This window comes from Gilliamella sp. W8126 (assembly GCF_016102185.1).
GTDB lineage: Bacteria > Pseudomonadota > Gammaproteobacteria > Enterobacterales > Orbaceae > Gilliamella > Gilliamella apis_A.
Genome location: NZ_JACFPE010000001.1, coordinates 822,195 through 848,713, shown reverse-complemented (window position 1 = coordinate 848,713; position 26,519 = coordinate 822,195). Strand labels below are relative to the sequence as shown.

The following is a 26,519-nucleotide window of genomic DNA, read 5'->3' as shown; positions in this document are numbered from 1 at the left end:
ATCCTATTACTAATTCTTTTTTTTGACTTAAAATAAAATATTTAAAAATCAATATATTGAAGAATAGCTCAAAAAAAGGGTTTTTATTGGTAAAATTAGACTTTGCCTTTTTGCCAACAACATTTATAGTATATCGGGTTCTAGTTCACTGCCGTGTAGGTAGTTTAGAAATAACGAGTATTCAACATGACTACAGCACAGATGTTCACTGCCGTGTAGGTAGTTTAGAAACTCATCGCGTTCGTTTTCGTTTTTGGCGTTTCGTTCACTGCCGTGTAGGTAGTTAAAAATTCATACAAACCGCCCTAGTGGCGGTTTTTTATTGCTCTAAATTCCTAAATAACATACCATTACCCAAAAAAAGGAGATGGTATGAAGAAGATATTATGTTATTTAATGCTGGTTTTAACTTGTATTTCATTTGATTCGTTGGGCGCTGTAAAAAAAGAAAAATATAATCCCGAAGGTAAAGAGGTGTACATTTTTAATGAATATGATTCTTCTGCTATTGGACGTAAGGTGTATGGCGGATTATATACCTCTCCAAATATATATTCATTATATTATCCACCATACAAAAAATATAAAGGAATGGAAGGTTATTTGGATAAAGAAGTTAAAGTTGGACGTGATACATATCAGAAAATAATTTTAAAAAACGGGGAGGTTTTTTATCTTTCTGACTTAAAATATTATGATGAATTTGAAAGCCTTAAAAACTATAAAAAACGGTTAGAGCAAATTGAGAAGTTTAAAAATATTAAATTTCCTAATATAGATGAATTATCAGTAACAGAAGTTGTAACAGAACCAAAAGATATTTTTATAATTACGTTTTCAAATGGTCAAAAGCTATATAATAAGCAACTAGAAGGACTTTTACAGTTATCTAAAAAAATAACAGATGCAAATGACTTTCGCCAATTGCTTAATGCTATTAATACAAAAAATATACATTTTTCATATGACCCAATTGATAATTTAGCGAAAATTAAGCTAGATAGTGATTATTTAAAAATATACATATCAATTCTTAAAGAAAGAGTTTATCTAACAACAGTTCAAGTTATTTGTAGTAGCTATGATGGAATTTCAGTTAAGAATTTCAAAATATATCAAAGCGGCAATACATATAATTCTCCTAGTGATCTTACGTTTAAAAGAGAATATGGCAGCTATGTCTATGAGTGGTATAACTTTATATTAAATAATGAATTTATTTCATATATCAATTCACTTGATGATACCCAAGACGCCATTATTAGATTTTACGGCTTGAAAAGAAATAGTGATGATAATATAGATTCAAAATCTATTTCTGAAATAAAAAACATGCTCGCTTTAAACAAAACATTAGCTAAATATTTAGAGTTTGCAAATGATAATGAAACAATTAAATAAGTTATAAAATTATTTTCTAAAAGTTACATTTGTATTGACTATCAAATTAATTCAAACCCTCTTTAAACCCTCTTAGAGGGTTTTTTATTAATTATTTTGAAGAGTGTTTATGTGTTCCCTGTGTATACAGGGATAAACCGGACGGAAAAGACTTCATTGGCATCACACAACAGTTTTCCCTATATACATAGGGATAAACCCGGCGCAGAAATAGCAACACCTGTTATAGCATCGCGAGTTCCCCGTGCTCACAGGGATAAACCGAATAGTGGTTTCTGAACAAAGTTTATTGTGTATAATGTTCTAGTTCACTGCCGTGTAGGTAGTTAAAAATTCATACAAACCACCTTCGGGTGGTTTTTTATTGCTCCGAATCAATAAATAAAATACTATTACAAAAAAACTCAAAGATTAAGGGAATGATTTGAAGAAGATTATATTGTGTTTGTTATTATTTCCACTTTTTGTATTTGCCAAAGAAATTAAGTATAAGGAATGGAGTGTTATAATCGATACTGATCCAATAACAGATAAAAAAAGTACTATGATATTCGCTATTGATAAGACGAAAACAAAGGCTATTGATAGTGCTGCTCTTATGTTTAATTGCCAAGGAGCGGGTCTTTTACCTTCAACAAACTACTGGAAGGACAATCAAGACAGTGCTATTAAAGTCATTTTTAGAGTAGATAAAGAAAAGCCAATTGAAATGGAATGGGAATTGGATAAAGACATCGTATCCGCAAAAAGAGAAGATTTTATGAATAAAGCACTTCAAAATGGTAAAAAGATCGTCGTAAGGGCTGGTTCTAACTTTACAAGGGATTTTACTTTTTCTCTACTAGGTTACAAAAAAGCTTATGAACATCTCGAAAAAGAATGTGCAAATTGAAGTACCCATAACTTTAAGTTCATCACAAAAAACTCTAAGAGGTTTTATTGTGTCAAAAAGTAAATAATTATTTAAAATAATCAAAACTAATTCAACCGCCTAATGGCGGTTTTTTTATGCCTGTCATTCGACCACTCAGCAGATGAAGTAACCAAACTCTTACAAAGAGCTAAAATTATCATTGATGTACAAAAAAGCAACGATAAGCTACGTAAAAATTGTAGGTAAGGATTATTTTAAAGATGATTATGAGAATGGAAATTTGTCTCAATATTGAGTGACCTTGTTTGTTGATTATGAAGCTAAAAATGATTTTGGTGTTGATTTAAAAAACACTTCAATATGTTATTTTTATTCTATTTTAATAAGAAATGATTATTTTATGTTCCCAGATTTTGATAAAATGGCGATCTCAAATAAAATATATAGTTATATTGATTTAATGACATCAATAGAACATTTTCATTCTTCTTTATTTGATATTGGAAAAATAAGTATTGTCGATAAAATATCGTACCAGATTGATAAAAATAATTTCCTCTATTATGAGAATGATTGAATTAATAACTTTTATTGCACTTGGCTAACAAATTTTATACTATCTATCAAAATTATTTATAGGAGAATGGGGTGAAAAAATTATTATTATTAACGTGTTTAGGTTTTGTTTTCTCTGGTTGTAGTGTTCATCATCAATTTAATGATAGGTTGTCTTATCAATCATTAAAGCAAATAAAATCAGAGATACATATTACTAAAAAACAAAGCTTAGATATTACATGGATCCCTAGTGATTTTACGTCACGAATTGATATACAAGGGGCCTCAGGATTTGTTGGTGGTGGGACTCGTACTAGAATTCCGATTGGAATAGGTCTTTCATCAAGAATTGAAGAAGCAATTAGCACGTACGCAGATTTAAATTCTGGCGGTAGAAAGTTAACATTAATAGTTAATAATGCTAAAACAAAATTCACTTATGGAGTAACGAATATTGATAGTGCGAGCGTAATTTTAAATGTAACATTTGAATTATCAGGCAATAGATGGACTAAAGAATTTTCTACTAAACAGAATGATAGCGGTGTAAAAGATGCAAAAGTTACTTCGGTTATCGAGTATGCGTGGGATCAGATAGCTTTAGACGTGGCTAGAGAAATAGCTACACACTTATAATCAAACCCTCTAAAAGGGGTTTATAACATGTTCCCTATATGAATAGTGATAAACCGGATCCGATATTATTGAGAAATAAAACCAATCCGAGTTCCCTATACATAAAGGGATAAAAATAAAAAAATATTACAAACTGCCTAAGTGTTAGTTTAGAAAGTTAGCGGTGATAATGATATCGTCTGAGACTAGTTCACCGCCGCATAGTTAGTCAAAAAATTCTGTTGAAACAGTTTATTAAAAATGTCTAACTCATGATTTAGGCATTTGTCACTTTTTTACTGCTGCAAAATGATGAAATTAGCATTTAAAAATTTGAGGAAAAGGGTTTTTAATAACCGCAAATTTAGGGTGAAAATTAAATGTTAATCCCGAAAAACAAAATTGTAACTTAAACTTGAACGCTAAAGTAGAACACTATATTATACGCGCCTTAAAATTCATCAATCAGCCTGATACTTGAAAGAGTCCCAATGTTAATTAATGCCAAAGATATTCTCGAAAAATTAAATCCACATAATAAAGTAAACTACGATTCAGTTTTGAAAGAGGTGATTGCTGATTGGCAGTTAGCATCAGCACGACCAAAGTTACTAATTCATAGTTGCTGTGCACCATGTAGTACTTATGTACTGGAGTATTTGGCTCAGTATGCAGATATTACTATTTATTTTGCTAATTCGAATATTCATCCGCGAGTAGAATATGAATATCGTAGTGTTGTACAACAAAAATTTATTGCTGATTTTAATCAAAAAACCGGCAACAATGTTCAGTTTTTAGAAGCTCCATATCAACCTGCAGAATTTATTAAAAAGGTCGAGCATCTACGTGATGCACCAGAAGGCGGTGAACGTTGTCATCTTTGTTATAAAATGCGATTAGATTTAGCAGCGATTAAAGCACAAGAGTTAGGTTTTGATTATTTCGCTAGTGCTTTAACGCTAAGTCCAAAAAAGAATAGCCAGAAAATTAATCAAATTGGTTTTGAGATTCAAGAGCTTTTTTCGGTAAACTATCTGCCTTCTGATTTCAAGAAGAATAATGGTTATAAACGATCTATCGAACTTTGTAAGGAGTATGATGTTTATCGTCAGTGTTATTGTGGTTGCATTTTTGCTGCAAAAGCACAAGGGGTTGATTTAAAAAACGTTATTGCCACGGCAAAGCAAGGTTTGGCAAATGCATAACGTTAATTTAGCGGATTTTGTATTTGAAACTCCGTTGAATTTTTATTAGTCAAAAAATATCCAAAAATATCCAAAAATGTCATTTTTTAAACAAATAGATTAAAAATTAGAAAGATTTCGCTATAATAATTCCACAATAAAAATATAGTTATTTAGTAATATTTGTGACCCTTTTATAGGTTAAGTCTAATTTTGCAAATGTGAGTTTGTTTATGCCAAAAATGTATAGACTTGGATTGGATGTCGGATCTACTACAGCAAAATGTGTCGTGCTTGATAAGCAAGATAATTTTGTTTATACCAATTATGTTCGCCATAATACCCATATTGTTCCAACAGTTTTATCACTATTAGATGAAATTAAACAACAATTGGGTGAAGAGATTGTATTATCGGTCAAGGTGACTGGTTCTGCTGGGATGGGTATTTCAGAAAAAGCCGATATCGCCTTTATTCAAGAGGTGGTTGCCGCTTCGGAAGTGGTGCAGCGCAAATATCCAGAGGTTAGAACGTTAATCGATATTGGCGGTGAAGATAGTAAAATGATCTTCTTTTTTCCTGACCGCCCGCCTGATATTCGAATGAATGGTAGTTGTGCTGGAGGTACTGGGGCATTTATCGATCAGATGGCGACCTTGCTCAATACTCCAGTACAAGAATTTGATCTTCTAGCAACTCAACATGATAAAGTCTTTCCTATTGCATCACGTTGTGGTGTATTTGCTAAGACTGATGTGCAAAATTTAATTAGCCGTAATGTATCAAAAGAGAATATTGCCTATTCAGTTTTACATGCTGTCTGTATTCAATTGGTCAATACGTTAGCTCGTGGTTATGATATCGTACCCAAAGTAATGTTGATTGGTGGACCGTTTTCGTTTATTCCAACGTTAGGCAAGGCCGCGTTAGAGACACTAAAGTTAAATGAAGACCAGATAGTTACCACCGAGCATCCTACTTTGTTGTCCGCTTGGGGCGCAGCGATTCATGCAATTGAACGTAGTCAACTTACACTTACTGAATTTATTGATAGATTAAATGCCTCAACCAAGATTCAAGTCAATCAATCTTTTAGGTTAAAACCACTTTTTAATCAAGCCTTGTCTTTTGATGATTGGCAACAAAAACGCAACTATATTCAAATCCCCCGTCTAGCTTTAACAGCTTACCAAAAGCAGAAAGCGTATTTGGGAATTGATAGCGGTTCAACTACCACTAAAATTACCTTAATTAGTGAGGATGACGAGCTACTTTTTACTTATTATGCGCCTAATAATGGCCACTCAATCACCGCATTAATTAAAGGGTTAACGGTATTAAAGGATGAGATTGCTGCATCAGGTAAAGAGATTATTATTGCTCGCACAGGTGTCACTGGTTATGGTGAGGAACTACTAAAAGCCGCTTTTGCGATTGATGATGGTCTAGTCGAAACAATGGCGCATTTTGCTGCTGCTAAACATATTGAGCCTAAGGTCAGTTTTATCATGGATATTGGTGGTCAAGATATGAAAGCCATCTTTATTGCCAATGGTGTCGTAAATCATATTGAGTTAAATGAAGCATGTTCTTCTGGCTGTGGTTCATTTATTGAAACCTTCGCAAAATCACTCAATTCAAATACTATTGATTTTGCTGACGCAGCATGTAAGTCCAATAATCCCTGTGATCTGGGTACCCGTTGCACAGTTTTTATGAACTCAAAAGTGAAACAGGCACTGCGTGAAAACGCAACAATGGGCGATATTTCTGCAGGGTTGGCTTTTTCGGTGATTAAAAATGCCATTCATAAAGTACTGAAATTACATGATATGCGCAAATTAGGTGATCATATTGTGGTGCAAGGAGGGACGTTTAAAAATCCTGCGGTGTTTCGTGCCTTAGAGCAGTTAACTGGGGCTCAAATTGCTAGTTCAAATATTCCTGAACTCATGGGGGCTTATGGTGCAGCATTAGTGGCAAAAAACCATTATGCGCAACAACAAACACCTTCGCAATTTATTGGATTAGATAATCTACATAAAGCTGAAGATAATAAAGCGAAACCATCACGCTGTAAGGGGTGTGAAAATAAATGTGATATTATGATTTATCGTTTTGCCAATGGTCAGCGTTATTATTCTGGTAATAAATGCGAACGCTTTTTGAGTAATAATCAATATCAAGATAAAAATGCATTTAATATGTTTGATTATAAAAATGCGTTATTATTTGAGCGAACCAATATCCATAATACTGAATCTAAGCTCAATGTTGGTATTCCTCGTGTTTTAGGACAATACGAAAATTTTCCATTTTGGCACACGTTGTTAACCAATAGTGGTATTAATGTAACGTTATCACCATACTCGACGCATGAGATTTATGAAAAGGGCGCAGGTACAGTAATGTCGGATAGTATCTGTTTTCCTGCCAAATTGGTTCATGGGCATATTATAGAGCTGATTGAGCAAAAGGTTGATCGTATTTTTATGCCGATGGTGGTGTTTGAATCTGATCAGTTTACTAATGCAGTTAACAGCTATAACTGTCCAATTGTCAGTAGCTATGCTGAGGTGGTAAATAGCGCTATCAATCCTAGCCAAAAATATGATGTGCCACTGGATTATCCAGTAATCAATTTCAGTAATCAAAAATTATTGAAAAAGGGCTGTATTAATTATTTAACTTCGCTTGGTATTGCAGAAAAGATAGCTAATCAAGCATTTTCTAATGCATTAGCTGCTCAAGCTGAATATAAGAAATCGCTGTATAACAAAGCGGTTGAAGTATTAAATAATGCTAAACAAACGGGGCGTTATGTATTTATTTTGGCCGGTCGTCCTTATCATAGTGATAGTTTAATTAATCATAAAACTCCAGAGATCTTAAATGCGCTTGGTTGTGATGTAATAACCGAAGATTCAGTGTTAGGTGCGATCAGCCAACTATCACCTGAACTACAAATTTGCTCACAATGGAGTTATCCAAATCGCTTATATGCAGCAGCTAGTTTTGTTGCTGAACAACCGAAAAATATTCAGTTTGTACAACTTAATTCGTTTGGTTGTGGCCCTGATGCGATTGTTACCGATGAATGTAAAGCAATCTTAGAGTCTAAGGGTAAAACGTGCACTATCATTCGTATTGATGAGATCACGGCAACAGGTTCGGTGCGATTGCGATTACGTTCGATAATTGAGTCAATTCGAATGAATCATCAACAACCGTTAAAAGTGGTTGAACGTAAGCAGACAGCTATTTTTGCTAAGCAAGATAAGCAGCGTCGTACTATTTTGGCGCCATATATTTCAGACTTCTATTCACCTCTTTTAGCGCCGATTTTTGCCTTGTCAGGTTATAAACTTGAAACCTTGCCAAAACCTGATAAAAGTTCTGTTGAGTGGGGACTTAAATATTGCAATAACGAGATATGCTATCCAGCGACCATTATTGTTGGTGATATTATTAAAGCGCTTAATTCAGGTAAATATCAACGTGATGAAGTGGCTATCGGCATTACTCAAACGGGTGGCCAGTGCCGAGCGAGTAGTTATCTTTCTTTAATTAAGAAAGCAATGATTAGTAATGGTTTCGAAGATATTCCTATCGTGTCACTCAGTACCGGTAATATTAATGAAATTGAGCAACCAGGTTTTAGAATTAATTGGCTAAAAACTTTACCAACGACGTTTTTTGCGATGTTATTTACTGATTCGATTTCGAAGATGTTCTACTCGGTTGCGCCTAGAGCCAAATTTAAACAACAAGCTAACCAAGCGAAAGAGCTTTATATTAGAAAGTTACAACAACTTATCAATCAACATAAAGGCAAAAAGGCGATCTTTGCGCTGTTAAAAGAGGCGGTGGATCATTTTAATCAAATCGAGACTTTAAATAAAGATTGCCCACAAATTGGTATTGTTGGTGAAATTTATGTTAAATATAACAGTTTTGGTAATCAACATAGTGTTGATTGGCTAGTTGATCAGGGTATTGAACCTGTTATTCCGCCAATGATTGAGTTTTTTGCACAATGTTTTGTTAACTATGATAGTAATGTTGACAATTATATTGTTAACAAGAGTTTCGTCGCTTATTTTGTTCACTTTTTTGAAAAGGTAGCGCAAAAGTATATTGATCAAACTAATCAGATTTTATCTGATTTTAAACACTATCAACCATTTCATAATATTCGTGATATGGCGAAAAAGGCAGAAGAAATTTTAAATTTAGCCAATCAATATGGTGAGGGTTGGTTAATTCCTGCAGGAATTATGACCTTTGCTGAGCATGGCATCAATAATGTTATTAGTTTGCAACCATTTGGCTGCATTGCTAATCATGTTGTTTCTAAAGGGGTTGAGAAACGTATGCGTGATCTTAATCCAAAATTGAATCTACTCTATTTGGATTTTGATGATGGCGCAGGTGAAGTCAATGTACTCAATCGTTTGCATTTTATGGTAAGTTCATTAAAGTATGCTCAATTACAAAGAATTGTATAATTATATATTAAGGATCGATCTGTGTTTTCTATTTATCAATTAAAATCTCGCTTTCAAACATTGCTTCGTCCTTATGTTAATTCGCTTTATTATTCACGAATAACCGCCAATCAAGTCACGTTAGCTGCTTGTGCTGGATCGATATTGATTGCTTTATTAGTTGGCTTTTTTGCAGATCATCAATGGCTGTTTTTGTTAATACCCGTATGGATGTTTATCCGGATGGCTCTTAATGCTATTGATGGTATGTTAGCCAGAGAATATCGTCAGAAATCCAATTTAGGAGCCTATTTAAATGAGATTTGTGATGTGATTTCCGATTGTGCTCTGCTGTTAATCTTTACTCAAATAAATCAAGTTAATACCAATTTAATGATATTAGTAATCTTGTTATCATTTCTAACCGAATACGCAGGCGTACTAGGTGTGATGATTGGTAGCTCTCGACGTTATGATGGACCTATGGGGAAAAGCGATCGAGCTTTAGCTTTCAGCCTAATTAGTTTAGGAATTGCAACCTATTTATTGCCTCTTGAATGGCTAAATGTTCTATTGTGGTTTATCACCTTTTTGTTATTAATTACTGTGATTAATAGAGTGAAAAAAGGATTGCAAGAAGCGAAAAATAATAAGGAATAAGGAATGCGTGAACAGCAGCAAAACACATTTATTAGTCATGATGACTGTCAATTATTTTATCGTTATTGGCCTGCAGTCGATAGTGATACTAAAACGCCTTCAAAAGCAATTGTACTTTTTCATCGTGGGCATGAACATTCTGGACGAATTGCTCATTTAGCTGAAGAGCTGGAATTACCTGATTTCCATATTTTTGCTTGGGATGCGCGAGGAAATGGCCAATCTGATGGTCAACGTGGTGATGCGGTAAATTTTGCCACTCTGATAAAAGATGCCAACTGTTTTATACAGCATATCATTAAAGAATATGCGATTGAAATGCAAGATATTGCTATTATTGCACAAAGTGTTGGTGCAGTAATTGCTGCTGGTTGGGTGCATGATTATGTACCGAATATTCGCGCTTTAGTTTTAGGTGCTCCAGCTTTTAGCGTTAAATTATATGTGCCATTAGCGGTACCTGGACTTAAGTTATTATATAACTTGAAAGGCAATTTCTTTGTAAATAGTTATGTCAAACCGAATTTACTAACTCATGATGACAGTCGAGCAGATTCTTTTAATAAAGATCCTTTAATTACTAAACCCATTTCGGTTAGATTACTGCTTGATTTGTATGCGGTAGCGGATCGAATTGTTAAGGATGCCAACGCGATCACTGTTCCTACACAGTTATTAGTTTCTGGTTGTGATTTTGTGGTGCGACGAAAACCACAACAGGCGTTTTATGATAATTTAGGAACCAATCAAAAAGAGTTTCATATCCTACCAAAATTTTATCATGATACCTTTGGTGAAAAAGATCGTTATATGGCAATTGATAGAGCAAGGCGATTTATTCAAGGTTGTTTTGCTAATCAACCCAATGTTCCAAAGTTAACTAATGCCGATCGGGTAGGTTATACTCGATCCGAAACCGATAAGTTAGCTTTACCACCTTCGGGTTGGCTTAAACCATGGTATTGGAAGTTAGTCAAAGCGACCTTGAAATATGCTAGTAATATGTCGGATGGAATTAAACTAGGATTTGAAACAGGTTTTGATTCCGGTAGTACACTTGATTATGTTTATCGAAATGAGCCATCCGGCACTTCAAAATTGGGGCAATTTTTTGATTATCTCTATTTACAATCTATTGGTTGGCGAGGGATTCGACAACGAAAAATTCATCTTGAACTGCTCTTAAAGCAAGCTATTGAACTGTTACAACAACAATCTACTGAAGTAAATATTGTTGATATAGCCGCAGGGCATGGTCGATATATTTTAGAAACCATTAATCAAATCGCTAATAAACCTAATTCGGTTTTGTTGCGCGATTATAGTGATATTAATATCCGTGATGGACAAGCACTAATTGAGCAACAAGGTTTAAGCGACATCGTTCGTTTTGAAAAAGGCGATGCATTTAACCGTGAGCAACTCGCACAATTATCTCCGCAGCCTAATTTAGCTGTGGTATCAGGATTGTATGAATTATTTGGTGATAATCAACTGTTACAGCAATCTTTATCTGGCTTGGCTGATGCAATTCCACAAGGTGGGTATTTACTTTATACCAATCAACCTTGGCATCCTCAATTAGAGTTTATTGCTAGAGCGTTAACTTCACATCGAGAAGGGCAACCATGGATCATGCGACGCCGAACACAGATCGAGATGGATCAGTTAGTTGCCGAAGCAGGTTTTAGTAAAGTGACCATGTTAGTAGACCAGTGGGGGATTTTTACCGTATCACTGGCACAACGAACTTCGCATTGATTATGTTAAAACTCTTTAGCCGACTTAATGTCTATAAATGTGTATGGTTAGCCGGTTTATCAGTATTCTTTTTTGCTAGCTATAATTTTGCCAACTGGCTATCATCTCAACGTGAGGATGTAACAAGTCTATTTTTTAGTTGGGAATATTCTATTCCACTTTGGTCATGGACGATAATTCCTTATTGGTCTATCGATCTGATGTATGGATTAGCTATTCTTTTAACATCTTCTTGGCAATCACTTAAAAATCTTGGTTTAAGGCTGTTAACGGCACAAGTGATTTGTATCACCTGTTTTCTAATTTTCCCGCTTAAGTTCTATTTTGAACGCCCAGCTTTGGATGGATTTTTGGGCTTGATGTTTGATATTTTAATGGGATTCGATAAACCGTTTAATCAAGCTCCTTCATTACACATCACATTATTAGTTATTTTATGGCAATTTTTTGCTCAATATTTTCGGGGGATTGGACGTTATATATTACATGCTTGGTGTTTTTTAATTGCACTTTCGGTTTTAACGACTTGGCAACATCATTTTTTCGATATTCCAACTGGATTATGGGTAGGGTGTTTTTCTATTTTGTTATGGCCCGATAATATGACGACGCCATTAAAACATCGACCATTAACTAAAAACTATATTTGGGCGATGATCTATTTTTGTTTATTCCTACTGTCACTCACTATAGCTATTTACTTTTCTGGCTGGGCACTCTGGTTGTTATGGTTGGCTGGTGCCTGGTTATTGATTGCAACTAATTATTTGTTGTTTGGCACCTCCGGTTTGCAAAAACAGCAAAATGGTCATTTTAAGTTAGCCGTTTATCTGCTCTATTTGCCATTTTTTGCTATTATGTGGCTCAATTCAAGGTTATGGACAATTAAACATCCAACTGATGATTTGATTATTGATGAAGTTTATTTAGGTCGCATTCCATCCTCAAAAACGCTAAATCAAAATCATTTTATATCGGTTGTCGATCTTTGTGCCGAGTTGCCAATTGGATTTTTTAACGGTAACTATAAGCTTATTCCTGTTTTAGATATGACCCCCTTATCACAACAAGAGTGTCAGCAGGCTGCACAAGCTATCGAATATTATCGACAGCAGGGTAAACTATTAGTCTGTTGTGCTTTAGGTTATTCGAGAAGTGCAACTGCAGTTATTGCATGGTTATTGTGGACTAAAAGAGCTAATACTCTGCAACAGGCGATAGGAATAGTAAAAGAACAGCGGAATTCAATTGTAATTTCTAGCCAGCAACAATTGATTTTATCCAATTGGTTGGTTAACTTTAAAGATAAGATAGCGATATGTTGAGTAGTAATAATAGGTCGCAAAATAGTGTAACTAAAATAGATATAGTAACGTTTTGTTGTTTTTTATCGATAAGTAAACATATTGATCTTTTTTCGATACTATTAACCATATTAGCTGCTATTGTCGCTTTGATTCATATTTCTCTAACATCATTAACTATCAGTTGTCTAATCATTTTTATTCTAGGTTTAATGAGTAAGTATTATGCAATAAGGATAGATTTTGATAGGAAATTGTTTGAATATTTATCTGAGCATGTTGATCATTTACCAGAAGAGCTGCTAGCTATGGACATAGCATTAGCCAATTTGCAACTAATCAAACCTCATCAATCATCAAGAACGCTGTCTGAACGGCAAAAAGGGATTTTATCACTGTTTAAAAGGCAGGTAGTACTATTTTTATTACAAAATTGTTTAGTCGTTTTTATAATGATTAATGCTATTATCACAAGTTAATAGATTACCACCACAGCAATATAAGGAGCGCTGAAATGTCCCATTTCCAATATGATACACTATTATTATTTTTGGGCATCGGCTTGTTTTTATTAGTGGCAACAATTATTGGTCAATTGTTAAAATATCGTCTTACATCGCCTAATAGTGTTATCGATAATTTAAATACTCGCATCAATGCGTGGTGGGTAATGGTTGCCATTATTGGTTTAGCATTTTGGTTTGGACAACTGGCAGTAATTTTTTTGTTTTTTGTTATTTCAGCTTTAGCATTGCGAGAGTTTCTTATTTTAACGCCTATCAATCACTCTGATTATTTTGCCCTAATATTTGCTTTTGCAGTTGCTTTACCCATGCAATATATTTTGGTCGCCTTAGCATGGTATGGTTTATTTAGTATCTTTATTCCTGTTTATGCTTTCTTGTTTCTGGCGATATTTGCCACAATAACTGGTTCAACCGCTAATTTTTTGGCGAGAATAGCCGATGTGCAATGGGGATTAATGATTACGGTATATAGTATCTCGTGTGTGCCAGCATTATTAGTATTAGATATCGAAAATTACCAAGGCCGTAATCTATTACTCATTGCTTATTTAGTATTAATCGTTCAGTTATCTGATGTGTTGCAGTACGTATTTGGCAAATTGTTTGGTAAACATAAAATTAGCCCAAACGTATCACCATCAAAGACGATTGAAGGCTTTATTGGTGGTGTTTTATCTGCTAGTTTTATTGGTGCCTGTATGTGTTGGATCACTCCGTTTACTTTTATACAATCAGGACTTATTTCTTTAATGATCACTTTGTTAGGATTTATGGGTGGTCTAGTTATGTCTGCTATTAAACGCGATCATGGCGTAAAAGATTGGGGTAAACTAATAGGTGGTCACGGTGGAATACTTGATCGTTTTGATTCTATTTGCTTTGCTGCGCCGATATTTTTTCATATCGTAAGATATTTTTGGGTAGTATAGCTTTTAATGTGATGAAAAATATTAGCAAAACTATCAGATAATCAAATAATTTCAAAAATTGATGCTAAAAAAGAGCAAAAAAAGTTAATTTATGATATAAATACATGCATTGTATTAACGTTAGATATATGTAAGGACTATAATATGTTAAAAGAGCAAATGGTAGTAAAAAATTCAACTGGTTTACATGCACGCCCAGTAACAACGCTTGTTAAATTAGCTGGCCGTTATAAATCATCAATTGAACTTGTTTATAACGACAAAGCCATTAAATTAAAAAGCATGATGGGTTTACTTGGTGCTGGCGTTAAAGGTGGTTCAACTGTTGAAATCATCTGTGATGGTGAAGATGAACAAGCAGCAATGGATGAAATCCGTGAATTATTTGCTACAGGCTTTGGTGAATAATTTTAAGCGATTTTAACTTAGCTTATTTTATTTACTGAGAAATGAAAATTCCGTCGACTAAAGTCGACGGAATTGTTTTAAAAGGGCATCAACTAAATACTTTTAAGTAGACCTAATAGATTACTAATCTTTGATGATTGAATCCAATTCTGTATGATCAATAGAAGGCAATGATTTGGTAAAACATCGAGTTAAATAAAGCAAATAACAAAATCCAATTGCTAACCAAATTAAACCTACCGTCATCGCTGTCGTTTCAAGACTGGTCCATAGCCATAACGAAAGTGATACGCCAATTGCTGGCATTAATCCATATTTTAAAAGCATTGGTACTGTTTTTTCCGTACCACTTAGGTAGCTTTTGATTACGCATAGGTTAACGAAGGTAAAGGCTACTAAGGCGCCAAAACTGATCATTGAAACGACTAAACTTAAATCAAGTACCAAAGAGAGTAGTGAAAAACAGGAAACAAAAATAATTGATAAATAAGGTGTTCGAAAACGAGGATGAATTTTATAGAAGATCTGTTTTGGTAACACACCTTCACGCCCCATTGCATAAAAGATTCGTGACACACTAGTTTGTGCGGTCATTGTAGAGGCAAATACACCTGTCAAATAAGCGGTTTGGAAGAAATTATACATAAAATCATTACCGTATTTGCCAAGTATACTGGTTAGATGACTTATGCTATCAACTTTACGCATTACATCTAAACTGGCAGTATCTTTATTATCAACAAAATCTGTCCATTGTGGGTAAGCTAAATGTGCACAATATGAGACAACTAAAAATATACAACCAGCAATCAATACGGTGCCGATAATTGCTCTTGGTAAGGTTTTTTTCGCATCATTGGATTCTTCTGCTAGTGTTGCTATAGCATCAAAACCTAAGAAGGCAAGACATAATATGGCAGCTCCAGAAAATAAACCACTAAAATCATCGGTTGTGACGGATATTGGTTTTAACATTGTTTCAGGTGTCAAATGAACATTTGTCAATGTCAAAATAATAAACAATACGATGAATAATGCTTGAAAGAAATTCAAAGTAATATTGGCCCAATTAATTAACTTGATTCCAAGGTAATTTAATACACTTACACCTATAATCGATGCCAATACATATACATAAGCTGGAATATTATCATATAGTTCATGTAGATAGATCCCTAAAACCAAATAATTTAATATTGGTAAAAATAGGTAATCAAGAATTTGTGCCCAACCAACTAAGAAACCTGCTTTTCCACCAAACGTTCGTTGTACATAGGTATAAGCCGAACCAGCAATAGGCAGTTTATTTGCCATTCGGCAATAACTTAATGCTGTGAAAAAGATCATGGCAAGGGTGATGATATAGGCTACAGGCAAGTGTCCATTACTGACAACGGTAACTTCCCCATAAGTGGTAAAGATCCCTAAAGGAACCATATAAGCTAAACCAAATGCAATCAATGCAGGTGTGGTTAAAACTCGTTTCATTTTTATTGCGGACATGATTTAATTTGCTCCTCTGTCCCAAAAAACAATAAAAAACTACTAAGTATAGTTTTGCCTTTTTACCCGCTTAAAGCGGCAGGGAATTCTCCCACATTATTATAATTATGCAAGCTAATTTTTAGTAAAGATCATAAGTCCGCATAATTTGTGAGCTTTTTTTTATAAAAAAAATAAGTCAGCTCGTTAATTGTGTTCAATAAATACTAAATTTGAATAATTTAATTGGCTATTTGATGGCTTTATTGTTGTTTGAAAAATGTATTTTCCAATCGATTGTTGCACAGGTTTGATATTGATTAGTTATAAAAAAACACCCTGCCAATGGCAGGGTGTTATATTTTTTAAAACAATAGGTTAGTTCAATTATGCTTGTTGGTAAACTGTTTTGCCGCCTACAATTGTGGTTAATACTTTGACGTTTTGTATATCTGTTGCCGGAATGGTAAATGGATTACGATCTAAAATAATTACATCAGCAAACTTACCTTTCTCAATAGATCCGATATAGTCTTCTTGTTTTAAAACATAAGCAGCATCGATGGTCGCACAGCGTAGTACTTCAAGTGCTGTTAAATTGCGATCACTGTTTAAACGTGGATGTTCAGTATCAATCTGTCTAGTCATAGCTATTTGGAAATCATACCATTCATTAAGCGGATCAATTGGCCAATCACTACCAAAAGCACAAGTTACCCCAGCATCAATATATTGACCGTGTGCTTCTAAACCATTATAACGTTCAGCACCAAATAATGTTTTATACTGTTCAATCATTGCAGAACTACAACCGGCCCACTGGAATGAAAAAACAACATTTGCATTTAATTGTTTATAACGGTCAAATTGATGCATCGCACTAAGTTCATTATGAGCTGTGCTTGGTCTAATATCTGCATTGGGTAGTGCTTTACGCATTTTTTCAATCGCATTAAGCACCACTTCAATGGCTCCTTCGCCAACGGTGTGCATGTGTGGATGAAAGCCTGCCCGTGATGATTCTAAAATTAATGAATCAAGCATTTCTATCGAATAATATAGGTCACCATAGCGATCTTTTTCATTTTCTAATTGATAAGGTTGTAATAAACGAGCGGTCATTAGTGGCGCTTGCATTACACCATCGACAAATAATTTGGTATGAGATACTTTAATTCCTGGTTTTGGTTGCCAGTTTTTATCATTATAATGTTCAGCAAATTGTTTAACGCGATCAATAACTGCTGGAATATCTTCTATACTACCAACATCATCAGGTGGTAATTCTCGGGCACCAAATAATCGGATTGACAGTTGGTCTAGTTGTTGTAATTTTAGAAATGCATCGGCTTGGGTTTCTGTTATCCGCGCATCCATTACCGCTGTTACACCTTGCTTATTTAATTCTTCTTGTGATAATTTAGCAATGTTTACTGCTTGTTCGTCGGTAAGTTTAGAAATACTGTCAAATGCACGCATTGCAGGGGCATCTTCTAATATACCGTTTAAATCACCATCCTTAGTACGCCCAATTTTGCCATCAGATGGTTCAGGTGTATTACGATCAAGGCCAAATTTTTCTAATGCTATGCTGTTGGCAACTAGCGTATGACAGTCATTTGAAAATAGAATGATAGGACGCTGAGTATTAAGTTTATCTAGATCGAATCGAGTAATATCTGTACCAATTGGTAAAACTTCTTGGCGTAACCAGCCTCGAACTTGTAACCAACTACTACTATTGTGAACGGAATCATTGTCTAAATATTGTTGAATGATAGCTAAAGTATCATCTACAGTTAAACTCTGGTAATTTAGATTACATGAGGATAATTGCATGCCGCCCCAAAAGGTGTGTAAATGAGCATCAATAATCCCTGGCATCATGGTTTTACCTTGTAGGTCATAGATTATCGTGGAATTATCAACATATTGACTGTTATTTATCTCTTGCGTGCAGCCGGTTGCAACAATATAGCCATTTTGAATTGCAATCGCTTCACAAACCGTATCGTGTTGGTCAGCAGTATAGATGTGACCATTAATATAAATAACATCGGCTTTTGCCATTATTTTTGATTCCTTAAAAAAGATCTGAAATTAAGGGTGAACGATAGCAGATTTATAAAAAATTTGTCAAATGCAATAATTTTCTTTATTGTGTGTCAAGATTATGTTACAACTAACATATTTAGTTACAGCGTCACAAGGTGAACCGATGAAATACCAGCAGTTAGAAAACCTTGAATGCGGTTGGAAGTGGCACTATTTAGTAAAAAGGCATTTGGAAGGGGAGCTTATCACTCGTTATATTGAAAAGAGTGCTGCTCAACAAGCCGTAAATGAATTATTGTTATTGGAACACAGACCGACTGCGGTTATTGATTGGATTAAGCAGCATCTAAATCCAGATTTAGATAATCGTATGAAGCAAACCATTCGAGCACGACGAAAACGACATTTTAATGCCGAACAGCAAAATACACGTAAAAAGTCTATTGATTTGGAATTTCTAGTCTGGCAACGATTGGCTAATTTAGCTAAGCGCCGAGGATGTACGCTGTCACAAACAATTACACAACTAATTGAAGATGCAGAGCAAAAAGAGCAATATGCTAGTAAAGTATCGACAATTAAAGATGATTTACTGTCATTATTTGATGTCAATATAGACGGTAAATAACTTAAACTACAGGATAAATAGGTTTAATTATGGGAAAATCCCTTGTTATTGTGGAATCACCAGCCAAAGCAAAAACGATTAATAAATATCTTGGCAAAGATTTCGTAGTTAAATCAAGTGTCGGACATATTCGCGATCTTCCAGTGAGTGGTAGTAGTCAACGCACTGAAAAAACAAGTAAAGATAAAGCCGAGAAAAAAGTTAAACGATCGGAAAAACAAGTGTTAGTCGATCGTATGAGCGTTGATCCTTACAATGGCTGGCAAGCGCATTATGAAATTTTACCTGGCAAAGAACGAGTGGTTGCCGAACTTAAAAAGTTAGCCAAAGATGCCGATATGATTTATCTCGCAACCGACTTGGATAGAGAAGGGGAAGCTATCGCTTGGCATCTAAAAGACGTTATTGGTGGTGATGATAATAAGTATCGTCGAGTCGTATTTAACGAGATAACCAAAACGGCGATTAAAAATGCTTTTAATCATCCAGCCATGTTGGATATGGATCGGGTTAACGCTCAACAAGCAAGACGATTTATGGATCGTGTGGTTGGCTTTATGTTATCACCACTACTTTGGAAAAAAGTCGCTCGTGGCTTATCAGCAGGTCGTGTTCAATCAGTTGCGGTACGCTTAGTGGTTGAACGTGAGCGAGAAATTCATGCATTTATTCCTGAAGAGTATTGGGATCTTTATGCTGATTTAAAAACTGCTCATCAAGAACAATTAACAATGCAAGTAACGCATTATAAAAATGATGCGTTTGAACCTAAAGATCGTGTTGCTATTGATATTGCTTTGGATGAATTAAATAAAAGCCAATATCAAGTCACTAATATTGAAGAAAAACCGACTAAAAGTAATCCAACAGCGCCGTTTATTACTTCAACTTTGCAACAAGCGGCAAGTACCCGTTTAGGTTTTGGTGTTAAAAAGACGATGATGTTAGCACAACGCCTATATGAAGCTGGTTATATTACTTATATGCGTACCGACTCTACTAATTTGAGTCAGGATGCGTTAACCATGGTTCGGGACTACATTGGACAAAACTTCGGTGAGAAGTATTTGCCTAAATCAGCTAACGTTTATAGCAGTAAGAAAAATTCGCAAGAGGCGCATGAGGCAATTCGTCCATCTGACGTGAATATTCTAGCGGATAGTCTTGGCGATGTTGAGGCTGATGCAGCTAAATTATATCAATTAATTTGGCGTCAATTTGTGGCTTGCCAAATGACATCAGCCGAATACAACTCAACAACTATTACAGTTAAAGCGGGTGATTTTACCTTAAAAGCTAAAGGTCGAACCTTGCGTTTCGATGGTTGGACAAAAGTGCAACCACAATTAACTAAAAATAATGAAGATAAGATGTTGCCAGCAGTATCTATGCAAGATATGTTGGAATTAATAGGCTTAGATCCTAATCAACACTTTACTAAGCCTCCAGCTCGTTACAACGAAGCTTCATTAGTTAAGGAACTTGAAAAACGAGAGATTGGTCGTCCTTCTACTTATGCAACGATTATATCAACTATTCAAGATCGTGGTTATGTACGATTAGATAATCGTCGTTTTTATGCGGAAAAAATTGGCGAAATTGTCACAGATCGTTTAAGTGAAAATTTCAATGACTTAATGAGTTACGATTTTACTGCTCGCATGGAGCATGCACTTGATGAAATTGCCAATAAAAAGCAAGAATGGCGTGAAGTTTTAGATCAATTTTTTGATGATTTCAGCCAACACTTAACCATTGCAGAACAAGATCCTGATCGTGGAGGTATGCAACTTAATCCACTAGTTTTAACACCAGAAATTAAATGCCCTAATTGTGGTCGTGAAATGGGCATTAAAACTGCGGGTACCGGTGTATTTTTAGCGTGTTCTGGTTATGCGTTACCTCCTAAAGAGCGTTGTAAGCAAACAATTAATTTAATTCCCGAATATGAAACATTAAATATTTTGGAAGAGGCAGAGACAGCCGAAACTGACGCGTTGAGAGCACTTAAACGTTGTCCTAAATGTCATACGGCTATGGACAGTTATTTGCTCGATAATGAACGTAAATTACATATTTGTGGTAATAATCCAATCTGTGATGGTTCATTGGTTGAAAAAGGCACATTTAAGGTAAAAAGCTATGAAGGTCCAATTATTGAATGTGAAAAATGTGGATCAGAAATGCATCTTAAATCAGGCCGTTTTGGACTTTACATGGGATGTACCAATCAAGATTGTAAAAACACTCGTAAGATCTTAAAAAATGGTGATGTAGCGCCACCTAAAGAAGATCCTGTTGATCTGCCTGAGTTAAAATGTACTAAGTCAGATGCACATTTTGTATTACGAGATGGTGCTTCAGGTATCTTTTTAGCTGCACATAATTTTCCAAAATCAAGAGAAACTCGTGCACCACTAATTGAAGAACTACAACGTTTTAAAGATCGTCTACCCGAAAAATTTATTTATTTAACGCAAGCGCCGAGTCAAGATCCAGAAGGTAATCCAGCTATTGTGCGATTTAGTCGTAAAAGTAAACAGCAGTACGTTACTTCGGAAGTCAATGGCAAATCGACTGGCTGGGTAATGCAATACGTTGATGGTAAATGGGTTAATAGTAAAAAATAGGTAAGAACACCTGATGATTTATGTAAAATCGCTCAGGTTAAGGAATCGTTTTAGTATAAAAAGCTGTTTTTTGTTTGTGCTAAAGTGTGAAAGGAATTACCTTACGATTTCCCTCTTTTTGACTTTTTATATAGTTTTAAAAAGGGGGAAAGGTATACAGTTAAAGGAGCCTTTGTCATGAAGTTGCAACAACTGCGTTATATTGTTGAAGTCGTCAATAACGATCTTAATGTGTCACTTACCTCTGAAAAACTGTATACTTCTCAGCCAGGGATCAGTAAACAGATCAAATTATTGGAAGATGAACTTAATGTGCAAATTTTTACTCGTGTCGGTAAACATCTTTCCGAAGTTACCCCCGTTGGTGAGAAGATTATTGCTTTAGCTAAAGAGATTTTAACTAAATCGCAAGATATTAAAATTATTGCTAAAGAATTTAGTCAGCCTAATCAAGGCTCATTAACCATTACTACAACTTACACTCAAGCTCGTTATACTTTACCAATTGTTATTCAGCAATTCATGCAACAGTATCCAAGTATAACACTCCATATGGAGCAAGGATCATCTCCGCAATGTCTTTTACAAGCGCAAACAGGCCAAGCTGATTTTGCTATCATAACTGATTTATCTGAACTTAGCGATGATATGATTGCCATACCTTGCTATCATTGGAACCAAGCTGTGATTGTAATGAAAAATCATCCATTAGCTAAAAGCAGTTTAATTACTATCGATGAATTGTCTAAATATCCTTTAGTCAGTTATGATTTTTCTAATGATGGGTCTGATTTGAATCAAGCTTTTATCAAAGCTAATCAAATTCCTAATATTGTTTTTAGTACTACTGATGCGGAACTGATCAAAACTTATGTTAAGTTAGGGGTTGGCGTTGGCATTGTCGCTAAAATGGCGGTTAATGAAAGCTCTGATAGTGATTTTGTGGTACTTAATGCTGGACATATATTTCCATATAGTACCACTTATATTGCCTTTGCTCGTTCGCTATTTTTACGCAATTATATGTATGATTTTATTAATCAGTTTTCGGCACATTTAAATAGGCAAACAGTTGATAGACTTATCTTATGTGAAAATAATGTAGCAGTACAGGCTATGTTTAATGGGATTAAATTACCTGTTAGGTAGTAGGAAAATCTTTTGCTTATAAATTTTAAAGACCAAGCACAACAGATTGTGCTTGGTGACTAATGTTATTTATGTCTAGCTTTTAAAATAGCAATGACATCTTGCATTGAGAGATTTTGATCTTGTAGTAAGACCAATAAGTGATAAATTAAATCGGCTGATTCATTTTTTAACTCTTCTTTGTCGTGTACTGTAGCTGCAAGTGCAGTTTCAACACCTTCTTCTCCCACTTTTTGGGCAATACGCTTCGTACCATCATGGTAGAGTTTTGCCGTATAAGATGATTTAGGATCAGCATTTTTACGAGCACCAAGTAATTGTTCTAAATCGTATAAAAAGCCCCATTCAGTTTGGTTATTGTTAAAACAGCTATTTGTTCCAGTGTGACAGGTAGGACCAATTGGATTAACTAAAATCAGTAAGGTATCATTATCACAATCCGTCGAGATGCTTACTACATTTAAAAAGTTACCTGATGTTTCACCTTTGGTCCATAAGCGTTGTTTGGTACGAGAGTAGAAGGTTACTTTGCTACTAGTTTGTGTCTGAATTAATGCTTCTTGATTCATATAGCCAAGCATAAGCACTTCACCAGAAACATAGTGTTGTATGATAACCGGCATTAAATTATCAACTTTTTGCCAATCAAGTTGTTTAGTGTCTATTTGTATTTGGGAATGTTGAGTTAACATAATCGGATTTCTACTCCATGTTGAGCTAAATATTGTTTAAGTTCACCAATATTAATTATTTGTTTGTGAAAGACGGAAGCGGCTAATGCACCATCAACATTGGCTTCTTGAAAAGCTTGCAAAAAATGCTCCATCGTACCAGCACCACCAGATGCAATCAGTGGTACATGACAAACTTCTCGAATTGTTTTGAGTTGTTTTAGATCGTAACCATTACGGACACCATCTTGATTCATCATGTTTAGCACTATTTCACCTGCGCCGCGTTTTTGTACTTCTTGCACCCAATCAAGTGTATTCCATTTGGTCGCCACAGTGCGCTTTTCATCGCCGGTAAATTGATAAACATGATAACTATCGGAATCTTTATCATACCAAGTATCAATCCCTACCACGATACATTGCACTCCATAACAATCAGCTAACTCAGTAATTAAACTCGGATTAGCTAACGCAGGAGAGTTGATTGAAATTTTATCAGCACCGAAAGTTAAAATTTGTCCTGCATCTTCAACCGTTTTTATACCACCAGCGACACAAAAGGGGATATCTATTACTTCAGCGACTTTTGCCACCCAACTTTTATCAACTACTCGACCGTCGGAGGAGGCTGTAATATCATAGAATACCAATTCGTCGGCCCCTTCTTCGGCATAGCGTTTGGCTAATGGTACAATATCGCCAATGATTTCATGATTACGAAATTGTACTCCTTTTACAACTTGCCCATCACGGACATCCAAACAAGGTATTATCCTTTTTGCCAACATGAAATCGCCTCCTGAACTGTAAATTTACCTTCTAATAATGCTCGACCGACAATAACACCGGCAACACCACTATCTTTTAATGCTTTAACATCATCTATTTGACCAATACCACCAGAAGCTTGAAACGCAATTTGTGGATATTTTTGGCTGATCTCTTGATAGAGTTTTACATTAGAGCCACTTAGCGTTCCATCTTTAGAAATATCTGTACATAGTACATGTTTCAAGCCATAGGGTAGATAATCATCAATAACTTGTTCCAATGTCTGTTTAGAATCCTCTTGCCAACCATGGATAGCGACGTTTTTGTTACCTTGTTGGTCAATACGAACATCTAAGGCTAATACCAACGATTCAGGGCCATAAGTATCAAACCATTTTTTTACTAAATCAGGTTGTTTAATAGCTGTTGAACCAATAACTACTCGAGTTGCACCTGCGGATAATAATGCTTTAACATCTTCTTCTGTCCGAATTCCACCACCAATTTGTACTGGAACTTGTACACCATTAATCAGGGATTTTATCAATGAGATTTGTCGAGCTTTCGGATCTTTAGCGCCAGTTAAATCAACCAGATGTAATAGTTTCGCACCTTGCTTTTGATAATCTTGTAGACGAGCTAAAGGATCATTACCATAATCTCGTTTTTGATCATAATCACCTTGATGTAACCGCACAACAGTACCATCAATTAAATCAAGCGCGGGAATAATAATAGGATAAACTGCCATAGTTACATCTCCAAAAAGTTTTTGAGCAATTTTGCACCGGCTAAGCCAGAACGCTCTGGATGAAATTGCACACCGTAAAAGTTGTCTTTTTGTACGGCAGCAGTAAAGCTTTCGCCGTAATTGGTTTCTGCGATAGTTGATGAGCATAATGGTAAGGCGTATCCATGTACAAAGTAAAAGTAAGCACCATCAGGAATATCTCTAAATAGATGATGTCCGGCTTTGGGATTGACTTGATTCCAGCCCATATGTGGTAATGGTAATCCACAATCAGGAATTTGTACTACTTTTTCGTGAATAATACCTAAGGTATCGACATGACCTTCATTACTATAATCAGCTAAAAGTTGCATACCGAGGCAGATACCTAATACTGGTTGAGTACAGACTTTGATAAGATCAATTAAATTACGTTCTTCTAATTTTTGCATTGCAGTAGAAGCTGAACCGACACCTGGTAAAAACAGTTTGTCTGATTCGAGTACTGTATCAGGATCAAGGCTGATAATTGGATTATAGCCTAATCTCTGTATTGCATATTTGACTGAGGAAAGATTAGCACAGCCAGTATCTAGAATGACAATTTTCATCTATAACACTCCTTTCGAGCTAGGTAATCTATCACTTTCAATTTTAATCGCCTGTTTGAGTGTTCTGGCAAAAGCTTTAAATAAGCTTTCGATACGATGGTGGTCATTATCACCGGTTGTTTCAATGTGCAAGGTAATTGCCATAGTATAACTTAGAGAATAGAAGAAATGTTCAACCATTTGTGTACTCATATCGCCAACTTTCGGATCACTGAATTGTGCTGAAAACTTGAGGTAAGGCCGACCTGAAATATCCATTGCACATTTTGCTAAACACTCATCCATTGGAATAACTGATGCATAACGAGTGATACCTCGTTTATCGCCAAGTGCTTTTTTTAGTACTTCGCCTAAGGCAAGACCTGTATCTTCAATAGTGTGGTGATCATCAATATGTAAATCGCCTTCTACTTGAATGTTTAATTTGATACCGCCATGAGTGGCGATTTGGTCAAGCATATGATCAAAAAAACCAATGCCGGTATTAATTTGACTGCCACCTTGTCTATCTAACCATACTTCAATTAAAATTTTGGTTTCTTTGGTATTTCGTTCGACTTTGGCATAACGATCTGCAGTGGTTAAACGTTGGGCTATTTCATTCCAATTAAGTGATTCTGGATTATAGTGTAATCCTTTTATTTGCATATTTTCAGCAAGTTGCATATCTGTGACCCTGTCACCGATAACGTAACTATTTTGTTTATCTAACTTACCACTGGTTAAATAAGGTAGAACTAAAGTGATTTTCGGCTTACGACATTCACAATTATCTTGAGGAAAATGAGGGCAGATCAGTACATCTTCAAAGTTAACACCTTGTGATTCGAATATTTGCATCATTAAATTATGCGGTCCATCAAAATCAGCTTGCGGATAACTACTGGTTCCTAATCCATCTTGATTGGTAACCATAACCAATTTGTAACCAGCAGCTTGTAGTTTTAGTAGTGCTGGGATCACATTAGGTTCAAATGCAAGTTTTTCAAAACTATCAACTTGATAATCAATAGGGGGTTCAACTATTAATGTTCCATCACGGTCGATAAATAAATATTTTTGTAACATACTTGCTCCT

Annotated in this window: 21 protein-coding genes; 14 read left to right on the top strand and 7 right to left on the bottom strand. The window is 35.2% G+C overall.

Annotated elements, in window-relative coordinates; genetic code table 11:
- The first annotated feature begins 372 nt into the window (after positions 1 to 372).
- The 11 genes from H3S74_RS03955 (at position 373) to H3S74_RS03905 (ending at position 14,711) form a co-directional block, all read left to right on the top strand.
- Positions 373 to 1,401 (top strand): hypothetical protein, encoded by a 1,029-nt coding sequence (locus H3S74_RS03955; protein ID WP_198247275.1) that lies wholly within the window; start codon positions 373 to 375, stop codon positions 1,399 to 1,401.
- Between the two features lie 424 nt (positions 1,402 to 1,825).
- On the top strand, positions 1,826 to 2,293 hold the full coding sequence (locus H3S74_RS03950) for a hypothetical protein (protein WP_198247274.1): 468 nt from the start codon (positions 1,826 to 1,828) through the stop codon (positions 2,291 to 2,293).
- Positions 2,294 to 2,923: 630 nt separating this feature from the next.
- The gene (locus H3S74_RS03945; RefSeq protein ID WP_065578649.1) at positions 2,924 to 3,469 is read left to right on the top strand and encodes a hypothetical protein; all 546 of its coding nucleotides are present in this window, start codon (positions 2,924 to 2,926) and stop codon (positions 3,467 to 3,469) included.
- 470 nt (positions 3,470 to 3,939) lie between these two features.
- Positions 3,940 to 4,656, top strand: coding sequence for an epoxyqueuosine reductase QueH (locus tag H3S74_RS03940; protein WP_110447749.1), 717 nt, complete (start codon positions 3,940 to 3,942; stop codon positions 4,654 to 4,656).
- A gap of 212 nt (positions 4,657 to 4,868) precedes the next feature.
- The gene (locus H3S74_RS03935) at positions 4,869 to 9,143 is read left to right on the top strand and encodes an acyl-CoA dehydratase activase-related protein (protein WP_198247273.1); all 4,275 of its coding nucleotides are present in this window, start codon (positions 4,869 to 4,871) and stop codon (positions 9,141 to 9,143) included.
- Positions 9,144 to 9,164: 21 nt separating this feature from the next.
- Complete coding sequence (locus H3S74_RS03930; RefSeq protein ID WP_198200052.1) at positions 9,165 to 9,782, top strand: CDP-alcohol phosphatidyltransferase family protein; 618 nt, start codon at positions 9,165 to 9,167, stop codon at positions 9,780 to 9,782.
- A gap of 3 nt (positions 9,783 to 9,785) precedes the next feature.
- The gene (locus tag H3S74_RS03925; protein ID WP_110447752.1) at positions 9,786 to 11,543 is read left to right on the top strand and encodes a bifunctional alpha/beta hydrolase/class I SAM-dependent methyltransferase; all 1,758 of its coding nucleotides are present in this window, start codon (positions 9,786 to 9,788) and stop codon (positions 11,541 to 11,543) included.
- Between the two features lie 2 nt (positions 11,544 to 11,545).
- A complete protein-coding gene (locus H3S74_RS03920; RefSeq protein ID WP_198247272.1) occupies positions 11,546 to 12,868 on the top strand; it encodes a phosphatase PAP2/dual specificity phosphatase family protein in 1,323 nt (440 codons plus the stop codon).
- The gene (locus tag H3S74_RS03915; protein ID WP_198247271.1) at positions 12,862 to 13,326 is read left to right on the top strand and encodes a hypothetical protein; all 465 of its coding nucleotides are present in this window, start codon (positions 12,862 to 12,864) and stop codon (positions 13,324 to 13,326) included. Before H3S74_RS03920 ends, H3S74_RS03915 begins: the two co-directional genes overlap by 7 nt.
- A gap of 35 nt (positions 13,327 to 13,361) precedes the next feature.
- Positions 13,362 to 14,303 (top strand): phosphatidate cytidylyltransferase, encoded by a 942-nt coding sequence (locus tag H3S74_RS03910; protein ID WP_198247270.1) that lies wholly within the window; start codon positions 13,362 to 13,364, stop codon positions 14,301 to 14,303.
- A gap of 144 nt (positions 14,304 to 14,447) precedes the next feature.
- Positions 14,448 to 14,711, top strand: coding sequence for an HPr family phosphocarrier protein (locus H3S74_RS03905; RefSeq protein WP_034913021.1), 264 nt, complete (start codon positions 14,448 to 14,450; stop codon positions 14,709 to 14,711).
- A 123-nt stretch (positions 14,712 to 14,834) separates the two neighbouring features.
- Here the strand turns inward: H3S74_RS03905 and H3S74_RS03900 are convergent, their stop codons facing one another.
- Positions 14,835 to 16,214 (bottom strand): APC family permease, encoded by a 1,380-nt coding sequence (locus H3S74_RS03900; protein ID WP_198247269.1) that lies wholly within the window; start codon positions 16,212 to 16,214, stop codon positions 14,835 to 14,837.
- Between the two features lie 366 nt (positions 16,215 to 16,580).
- Entirely contained in the window at positions 16,581 to 18,263 is a 1,683-nt protein-coding gene (locus tag H3S74_RS03895) for an amidohydrolase (protein ID WP_198247268.1), read from the bottom strand.
- Positions 18,264 to 18,411: 148 nt separating this feature from the next.
- Here H3S74_RS03895 and matP point away from each other — a divergent pair, with 148 nt between their 5' ends.
- The 3 genes from matP (at position 18,412) to cysB (ending at position 22,655) form a co-directional block, all read left to right on the top strand.
- Positions 18,412 to 18,876: a macrodomain Ter protein MatP gene (matP, locus tag H3S74_RS03890; RefSeq protein ID WP_198247300.1), complete on the top strand. Its 465-nt coding sequence runs from the start codon at positions 18,412 to 18,414 to the stop codon at positions 18,874 to 18,876.
- A gap of 29 nt (positions 18,877 to 18,905) precedes the next feature.
- Positions 18,906 to 21,506: a type I DNA topoisomerase gene (gene topA, locus H3S74_RS03885; RefSeq protein WP_198220341.1), complete on the top strand. Its 2,601-nt coding sequence runs from the start codon at positions 18,906 to 18,908 to the stop codon at positions 21,504 to 21,506.
- A gap of 177 nt (positions 21,507 to 21,683) precedes the next feature.
- Positions 21,684 to 22,655, top strand: a complete 972-nt coding sequence (cysB, locus tag H3S74_RS03880; RefSeq protein ID WP_198200041.1) for an HTH-type transcriptional regulator CysB — start codon at positions 21,684 to 21,686, stop codon at positions 22,653 to 22,655.
- Between the two features lie 65 nt (positions 22,656 to 22,720).
- Here cysB and hisIE read toward each other — a convergent pair whose 3' ends face one another.
- From hisIE to hisB, 5 genes are read right to left on the bottom strand one after another with little or no spacing between them, the layout of a single operon-like run.
- On the bottom strand, positions 22,721 to 23,320 hold the full coding sequence (gene hisIE, locus H3S74_RS03875; protein ID WP_370547471.1) for a bifunctional phosphoribosyl-AMP cyclohydrolase/phosphoribosyl-ATP diphosphatase HisIE: 600 nt from the start codon (positions 23,318 to 23,320) through the stop codon (positions 22,721 to 22,723).
- Positions 23,321 to 23,340: 20 nt separating this feature from the next.
- Complete coding sequence (hisF, locus tag H3S74_RS03870; RefSeq protein WP_065613040.1) at positions 23,341 to 24,117, bottom strand: imidazole glycerol phosphate synthase subunit HisF; 777 nt, start codon at positions 24,115 to 24,117, stop codon at positions 23,341 to 23,343.
- On the bottom strand, positions 24,099 to 24,836 hold the full coding sequence (hisA, locus tag H3S74_RS03865) for a 1-(5-phosphoribosyl)-5-[(5-phosphoribosylamino)methylideneamino]imidazole-4-carboxamide isomerase (protein ID WP_110448054.1): 738 nt from the start codon (positions 24,834 to 24,836) through the stop codon (positions 24,099 to 24,101). Before hisA ends, hisF begins: the two co-directional genes overlap by 19 nt.
- A 17-nt stretch (positions 24,837 to 24,853) precedes the next feature.
- Positions 24,854 to 25,441 (bottom strand): imidazole glycerol phosphate synthase subunit HisH, encoded by a 588-nt coding sequence (gene hisH / locus H3S74_RS03860; protein WP_198247266.1) that lies wholly within the window; start codon positions 25,439 to 25,441, stop codon positions 24,854 to 24,856.
- On the bottom strand, positions 25,442 to 26,509 hold the full coding sequence (hisB, locus tag H3S74_RS03855; protein ID WP_198247265.1) for a bifunctional histidinol-phosphatase/imidazoleglycerol-phosphate dehydratase HisB: 1,068 nt from the start codon (positions 26,507 to 26,509) through the stop codon (positions 25,442 to 25,444).
- Positions 26,510 to 26,519 lie beyond the last annotated feature (10 nt).

Excerpts from the sequence above, each read along its gene's own strand:
- H3S74_RS03955 (WP_198247275.1), top strand. The coding sequence starts at position 373 with ATGAAGAAGATATTATGTTATTTAATGCTGGTTTTAACTTGTATTTCA.
- H3S74_RS03940 (WP_110447749.1), top strand. The coding sequence starts at position 3,940 with ATGTTAATTAATGCCAAAGATATTCTCGAAAAATTAAATCCACATAAT.
- H3S74_RS03935 (WP_198247273.1), top strand. The coding sequence starts at position 4,869 with ATGCCAAAAATGTATAGACTTGGATTGGATGTCGGATCTACTACAGCA.
- H3S74_RS03925 (WP_110447752.1), top strand. The coding sequence starts at position 9,786 with ATGCGTGAACAGCAGCAAAACACATTTATTAGTCATGATGACTGTCAA.
- H3S74_RS03920 (WP_198247272.1), top strand. The coding sequence starts at position 11,546 with ATGTTAAAACTCTTTAGCCGACTTAATGTCTATAAATGTGTATGGTTA.
- H3S74_RS03915 (WP_198247271.1), top strand. The coding sequence starts at position 12,862 with ATGTTGAGTAGTAATAATAGGTCGCAAAATAGTGTAACTAAAATAGAT.
- H3S74_RS03910 (WP_198247270.1), top strand. The coding sequence starts at position 13,362 with ATGTCCCATTTCCAATATGATACACTATTATTATTTTTGGGCATCGGC.
- H3S74_RS03905 (WP_034913021.1), top strand. The coding sequence starts at position 14,448 with ATGTTAAAAGAGCAAATGGTAGTAAAAAATTCAACTGGTTTACATGCA.
- H3S74_RS03900 (WP_198247269.1), bottom strand. The coding sequence starts at position 16,214 with ATGTCCGCAATAAAAATGAAACGAGTTTTAACCACACCTGCATTGATT.
- H3S74_RS03895 (WP_198247268.1), bottom strand. The coding sequence starts at position 18,263 with ATGGCAAAAGCCGATGTTATTTATATTAATGGTCACATCTATACTGCT.
- matP (WP_198247300.1), top strand. The coding sequence starts at position 18,412 with ATGAAATACCAGCAGTTAGAAAACCTTGAATGCGGTTGGAAGTGGCAC.
- topA (WP_198220341.1), top strand. The coding sequence starts at position 18,906 with ATGGGAAAATCCCTTGTTATTGTGGAATCACCAGCCAAAGCAAAAACG.
- cysB (WP_198200041.1), top strand. The coding sequence starts at position 21,684 with ATGAAGTTGCAACAACTGCGTTATATTGTTGAAGTCGTCAATAACGAT.
- hisF (WP_065613040.1), bottom strand. The coding sequence starts at position 24,117 with ATGTTGGCAAAAAGGATAATACCTTGTTTGGATGTCCGTGATGGGCAA.
- hisH (WP_198247266.1), bottom strand. The coding sequence starts at position 25,441 with ATGAAAATTGTCATTCTAGATACTGGCTGTGCTAATCTTTCCTCAGTC.
- hisB (WP_198247265.1), bottom strand. The coding sequence starts at position 26,509 with ATGTTACAAAAATATTTATTTATCGACCGTGATGGAACATTAATAGTT.